The sequence below is a fragment of the Vibrio sp. 10N.261.52.A1 genome, from assembly GCF_002876325.1.
Taxonomy (GTDB): Bacteria; Pseudomonadota; Gammaproteobacteria; order Enterobacterales; family Vibrionaceae; genus Vibrio; species Vibrio chagasii.
Genome location: NZ_MCYD01001073.1, coordinates 1 through 5233 on the forward strand (window position 1 = coordinate 1; position 5233 = coordinate 5233).

Consider the following 5233-nt stretch of genomic DNA (forward strand, 5'->3'; position numbering starts at 1 on the left):
GCTTCTTGACGAACCAACCAACCACCTAGATGCAGAATCGGTTGCATGGCTTGAGCACTTCCTAGTGGACTACAGCGGTACTGTTGTGGCGATTACCCACGACCGTTACTTCCTAGATAACGCTGCTGGTTGGATTCTAGAACTTGACCGTGGTGAAGGTATCCCATGGCAAGGTAACTACACGTCTTGGCTAGAGCAAAAAGATGAGCGTCTAAAGCAAGAGAAAGCTGGTGAAAGCGCACGTCAAAAGACTATCGAGAAAGAACTTGAGTGGGTTCGTCAAAACCCTAAAGGTCGTCAAGCTAAATCTAAAGCTCGTATGGCTCGTTTTGAAGAACTGACGACTGGCCAATACCAGAAGCGTAACGAAACCAACGAACTATTCATCCCGCCAGGTGAGCGCCTAGGTGACAAAGTTCTTGAAGTTAAGAACCTAACTAAGTCATATGGTGACCGCGTTCTTATCGATGACCTATCATTCAGCATGCCTAAGGGTGCAATCGTGGGTATCGTAGGTGCCAACGGCGCGGGTAAATCAACACTATTCAAGATGCTAAGCGGCGCAGAGCAACCAGACTCAGGTACAGTTGAATTGGGCGAAACAGTTAAGCTTGCTTCTGTTGATCAGTTCCGTGACAGCATGGACGACACTAAGACAGTATTCCAAGAGATCTCTGAAGGCGCTGATATCATTAAGATCAACAACTTCGAAATCCCAGCACGTGCATACTGTTCTCGTTTCAACTTCAAAGGCAACGACCAACAGAAGATCATCGGTGAGCTTTCTGGTGGTGAGCGTAACCGTGTTCACTTAGCTAAGCTACTAAAAGCGGGCGGTAACGTACTGCTACTCGATGAGCCTACCAACGACCTAGACGTTGAAACACTACGTGCTCTTGAGGAAGCGCTACTTGAGTTCCCTGGCTGTGCAATGGTTATCTCGCACGACCGTTGGTTCCTAGACCGTATTGCGACCCATATCTTAGACTACCGTGATGAAGGTCAAGTTAACTTCTACGAAGGTAACTATACTGAGTACACTGAGTGGCTGAAGAAGACTCTGGGCGCTCAAGCGGCAGAACCACACCGCATCAAGTACAAACGTATTGCTAAGTAAATAAGCTTGTATTTTGAACAAAGGCCGCGATAATAGCGGCCTTTGATATATCTGGCTTACGCATTCCGCACCGATATAGAGAGAATACTTATGATTGAAAGACGTCAATTTTCACGAGTTATTTATCAAGTTCCGACTGAAATCTCACAAGGACAAGTAAATGTATCAGGCTCAGTGCAAGACTTATCTCTTCATGGTTTGCTCATTCAGTGCGAAGAGTTACAGCAACTTAACCAGGATAACCCTGTTCACGTTAGCTTTAAGCTGACCAACAGCGATATCAATATTCAGTTAGAAGCAACGATAGTCTCTACCATCAATACCTCAATGCGTTTACGCATAGAGCATTTAGATATTGATAGTATCAGCCACCTTAAGCGCCTTGTTGAGCTTAACGTTGGTGACGATGACCTGCTTTATAGAGAGATTGAACACCTTACCGACTTAGGCAAGGAATAATATCTCCATTATCCTTTTTCTATTAGAAGCATTTAGTTAATACAGAACCATGTCTAAAAAAGTGTCCATTACTATTCCCTCTAGTCAGGGGGAACAGACGTTTTACTTCGGTCGAAAAGCCGTACTCTTATGCATGACAACCCTGCTCTCAGTACCGATGCTGATTGGTGGTGCAACCTACATGCACCTTGAGAGTAAAAACAAGCTAGCTGCACAAGCCGGTGATGCACAACAGTTAATTGAAACTCTGATTGTTGAAAAAGAGCAGACCGAGTTCTTATACGCGGAACAAGTTGAAACCAACCACAACCTATCTCAAGCCTTAACAGAGAAAGAAGGCACGATTCAGTTACTCGGTAAGCGTGTATTCGATGTGGAATCCGTTCTAGGCCTGGCTGATGAAGAGTTACACACCGATGAGGTTTCACTAGAAGACCGCATTGATGCTGCAGCCGTCGATTCAGCGGTAAGAGCTACCATGTTCCGCTTAATTCCTAATGATAGTCCGATGGCTTATCAACGTATCTCGTCTTCTTACGGTCGCCGTACTAACCCAATTACCGGCAAACGCCACAACCATACTGGTATCGATTTAACCTGTAAGCGCGGTGAAGATATCTTAGCGCCTGCAGATGGTGTGATTGAAACGGTTCGTCCAAGCAAGAAAGGCTTCGGTAACTTTATCACTATGCGCCATTCCTTCGGCTTCATGAGCTCTTACGCGCATCTGCAAAAATTCAAAGTTCGCAGTGGTCAGTTTGTCAGTAAAGGTGATGTGATTGCGAGCTGTGGTAACTCAGGTAACTCAACTGGGCCACATCTGCATTATGAAGTGCGCTTCCTTGGCCGCTCATTAAACCCTCAATACTTAATGGATTGGACACCAGAAAACTTCAATTACGTATTTGAGAAAGAGAAAAAGGTGAAATGGGGCCCGCTGGTGCAACTGATAGATAACGTGGTTCGTTTGCAGATCAATCTGACCAACGTACCTTACATCAGCTCAACGATCGATACGGTATCAAGCGAAGATAACCGAGTATCGAGCGAGAATAACAAAGCGCCTATCGCGACGAACTAGGGCGTGTTCGCTTGGCCCATGATGATCCAAAAGCATTTTGCCTACCATAGGCCAAATGCATTACGAGCATTCAACACAAACAAAAAGAGCGACCAAATGGTCGCTCTTTTTCTATGTCTTTAAACCGCGATTAGCCACGATGAATCGAGTCATGTGCTTGTTTTAACAGGCTTTGACTCTCTTGCAAGAATTGCTGTGAGTAGTCACCAAACCAGTCACTCACTTGGTTAAAACTCTCAACGAACTTGGCTTTATCTTTTCCGTCTAAGATCTCAAGTGCTTCACCAAAACAACGGTGGAAGCGTCGAATCATCTCAATGTTCTCATCTGAAGAGAGAATGATGTCACCGTACAAGTTCGGGTCTTGAGCAAATAGACGACCAACCATCGCAATCTCTAGACGGTAGATTGGAGAGCTAAGCTTCAGAAGTTGGTCGATGTTCGGGTTCTCCTTGCTTAGGTGTAGGCCGTAAGCAAAAGAGGTAAAGTGGCGAAGCGCTTGAATCAGAGTCATGCCGTGGTCATGCTCAGCAGCATCCATCTGACATAGGCTCGCACCCCAGATACTAAATTGCTCCAGTAGCCATTGGTAGCTTTCAGAACCACGCCCATCACTGTAAACAATCACCTGTTTCGCTAGGCTTGGTACATCAGGGCCAAACATAGGGTGAAGACCAACAACAGGGCCTTGGTGCATGTTCATCATTGCTTGCAGCGGCTTTGATTTAATCGATGTTAAATCACAAAGAATACAATCACTTGGCAGGTTACCAAGTTTCGCAATCACACCTTCCGTTAAGTGAATTGGAACGGTTACAACCACAAGACCAGCGTTATCTAGGATTTCATCGGCTTTATCCCAATCTTGACTACCAAGGACTTTAACTTCGTAGCCAGAAAGCTTAAACATGCGGCCAAATAAGCCACCAAGCTGACCATTACCACCAACGATAACCACTGAACGTAATTCTGGGTTGAGACACTTAAAACCAGAGTCTTTTTCGCTGGCATAAGATTCACGCATAGTTCGACGCAAAATATCTTCGATGAGCTGTGGTGGAACCCCTATTTTTTCTGCTTCTTGACGACGAGACGCCAACATTGCCGCTTCACGCTCCGGCACATAAATAGGTAATCCATGTTCACTTTTCACTTCACCAACTTTCTCAACTAGAGCAAGTCGCTGAGCCAGTAAATCCAGCATTTGTTTATCGACAGCATCAATTTGGTCGCGTAATTCGTTCAGTTCAACGGCCATTTTATTCCTTACTAATCTATAAGCCCGCACCAACGCCGATTTCGTTAGCAACAGATCTTAAAATGCCCCATTAGATGAGGCACTTAACTTTTAAACTCTGACTAACCTTTCAAACGGTTCTCTAAGAACGGGACTAGTTCCGTATGTGCATGTTTCAATAGTGCCTCAGTTGTGTCCCAATTGATACACGCGTCGGTAATTGAAACGCCGTATTTCATCTCATTGAGAGGTATATCAGAAGATTGGTTTCCTTCGTTGATATGGCTTTCAATCATAAGGCCGATGATCGACTTGTTACCTTCACGAATTTGGTGAATCACATCTTCAGCAACCAGAGGCTGGCGACGGAAATCTTTGCGAGAGTTAGCATGGCTGCAGTCAACCATCAGTGCCGCTTCTAAACCTGACTTATCTAGCTCTTGCTCACATTCGTGTACGGATACTGAATCGTAGTTCGTTTGCTTACCACCACGTAAAATAACGTGACCGTTTGGGTTACCTTGAGTGGTTAGTAGTGCAACTTGACCTTCACGGCTGATACCCATGAAACGGTGGCTAGAAGAAGCCGCCTGCATCGCATTGATTGCTGTGCCTAGGTTGCCATCTGTACCGTTTTTGAAACCAATAGGCATTGAAAGACCACTTGCCATTTCACGGTGCGTTTGTGATTCCGTTGTACGTGCGCCGATCGCCGCCCAGCTGAATGTATCTGCTAGGTATTGCGGGCTGATTGGGTCTAGTGCTTCTGTTGCCAGTGGAATTTCCATCTCAGCAAGTTCAACCAGTAATTCACGACCTACATGCAAACCATGCTCAATATCGAAAGTACCATCTAGATGAGGGTCGTTGATTAAACCTTTCCAGCCCACCGTAGTACGAGGCTTTTCAAAGTAAACACGCATAACAATATACAGTTGATCGCTAAGTTGCTCAGATAAAGCTTTTAAGCGTTTCGCGTACTCTTTTGCCGCTTCAACATCATGGATAGAACACGGGCCACATACAACCAGCATGCGGTGATCTTTCTTATGGATGATGTTTGCGATAGTTTGACGAGACTCTTGAATGAAACGACGAGCATTATCACTCAAAGGCAGTTTTGCTTTTAACTCCTCAGGAGTAATCAGTACCTGTTCGTCGATAATATTGACATTGCTTAATTCACTTTTCTGCATAACTCAACCTGTATATTTAACTTTACACCCAACATTTCCATTTGGGTTAACAATCTTTAAAAACACAATAACAGCTACAAAAACGATTGCAAGCGTAAATAATAGAAAACATTTGGTGTAAATTTAATTTTACACATGAGTTT

5 protein-coding genes are annotated in these 5233 nt (G+C 44.6%); 3 read left to right on the forward strand and 2 right to left on the reverse strand.

The window, feature by feature from the left end:
- The 3 genes from ettA to BCT81_RS23155 form a co-directional block, all read left to right on the forward strand.
- The coding region (ettA, locus tag BCT81_RS23145) for an energy-dependent translational throttle protein EttA (protein WP_102425994.1) at positions 1-1117 on the forward strand (1117 nt) is incomplete at its 5' end.
- A gap of 90 nt (positions 1118-1207) precedes the next feature.
- On the forward strand, positions 1208-1576 hold the full coding sequence (locus BCT81_RS23150) for a PilZ domain-containing protein (RefSeq protein ID WP_061033326.1): 369 nt from the start codon (positions 1208-1210) through the stop codon (positions 1574-1576).
- Positions 1577-1625: 49 nt separating this feature from the next.
- Entirely contained in the window at positions 1626-2657 is a 1032-nt protein-coding gene (locus BCT81_RS23155) for a M23 family metallopeptidase (protein ID WP_102425995.1), read from the forward strand.
- A gap of 130 nt (positions 2658-2787) precedes the next feature.
- On the opposite strand, the gene tyrA is transcribed toward BCT81_RS23155, so the two are convergent.
- Both tyrA and BCT81_RS23165 read right to left on the reverse strand, forming a co-directional pair.
- Positions 2788-3915 carry a bifunctional chorismate mutase/prephenate dehydrogenase gene (gene tyrA / locus BCT81_RS23160; RefSeq protein ID WP_102425996.1) on the reverse strand — a complete coding sequence of 376 codons (1128 nt, stop codon included), beginning with the start codon at positions 3913-3915 and terminating at the stop codon, positions 2788-2790.
- A 101-nt stretch (positions 3916-4016) separates the two neighbouring features.
- Positions 4017-5090 carry a 3-deoxy-7-phosphoheptulonate synthase gene (locus tag BCT81_RS23165; RefSeq protein WP_102425997.1) on the reverse strand — a complete coding sequence of 358 codons (1074 nt, stop codon included), beginning with the start codon at positions 5088-5090 and terminating at the stop codon, positions 4017-4019.
- Positions 5091-5233: the final 143 nt, after the last annotated feature.

Excerpts from the sequence above, each read along its gene's own strand:
- tyrA (WP_102425996.1), bottom strand. The coding sequence starts at position 3,915 with ATGGCCGTTGAACTGAACGAATTACGCGACCAAATTGATGCTGTCGAT.
- BCT81_RS23165 (WP_102425997.1), bottom strand. The coding sequence starts at position 5,090 with ATGCAGAAAAGTGAATTAAGCAATGTCAATATTATCGACGAACAGGTA.
- BCT81_RS23150 (WP_061033326.1), top strand. The coding sequence starts at position 1,208 with ATGATTGAAAGACGTCAATTTTCACGAGTTATTTATCAAGTTCCGACT.
- BCT81_RS23155 (WP_102425995.1), top strand. The coding sequence starts at position 1,626 with ATGTCTAAAAAAGTGTCCATTACTATTCCCTCTAGTCAGGGGGAACAG.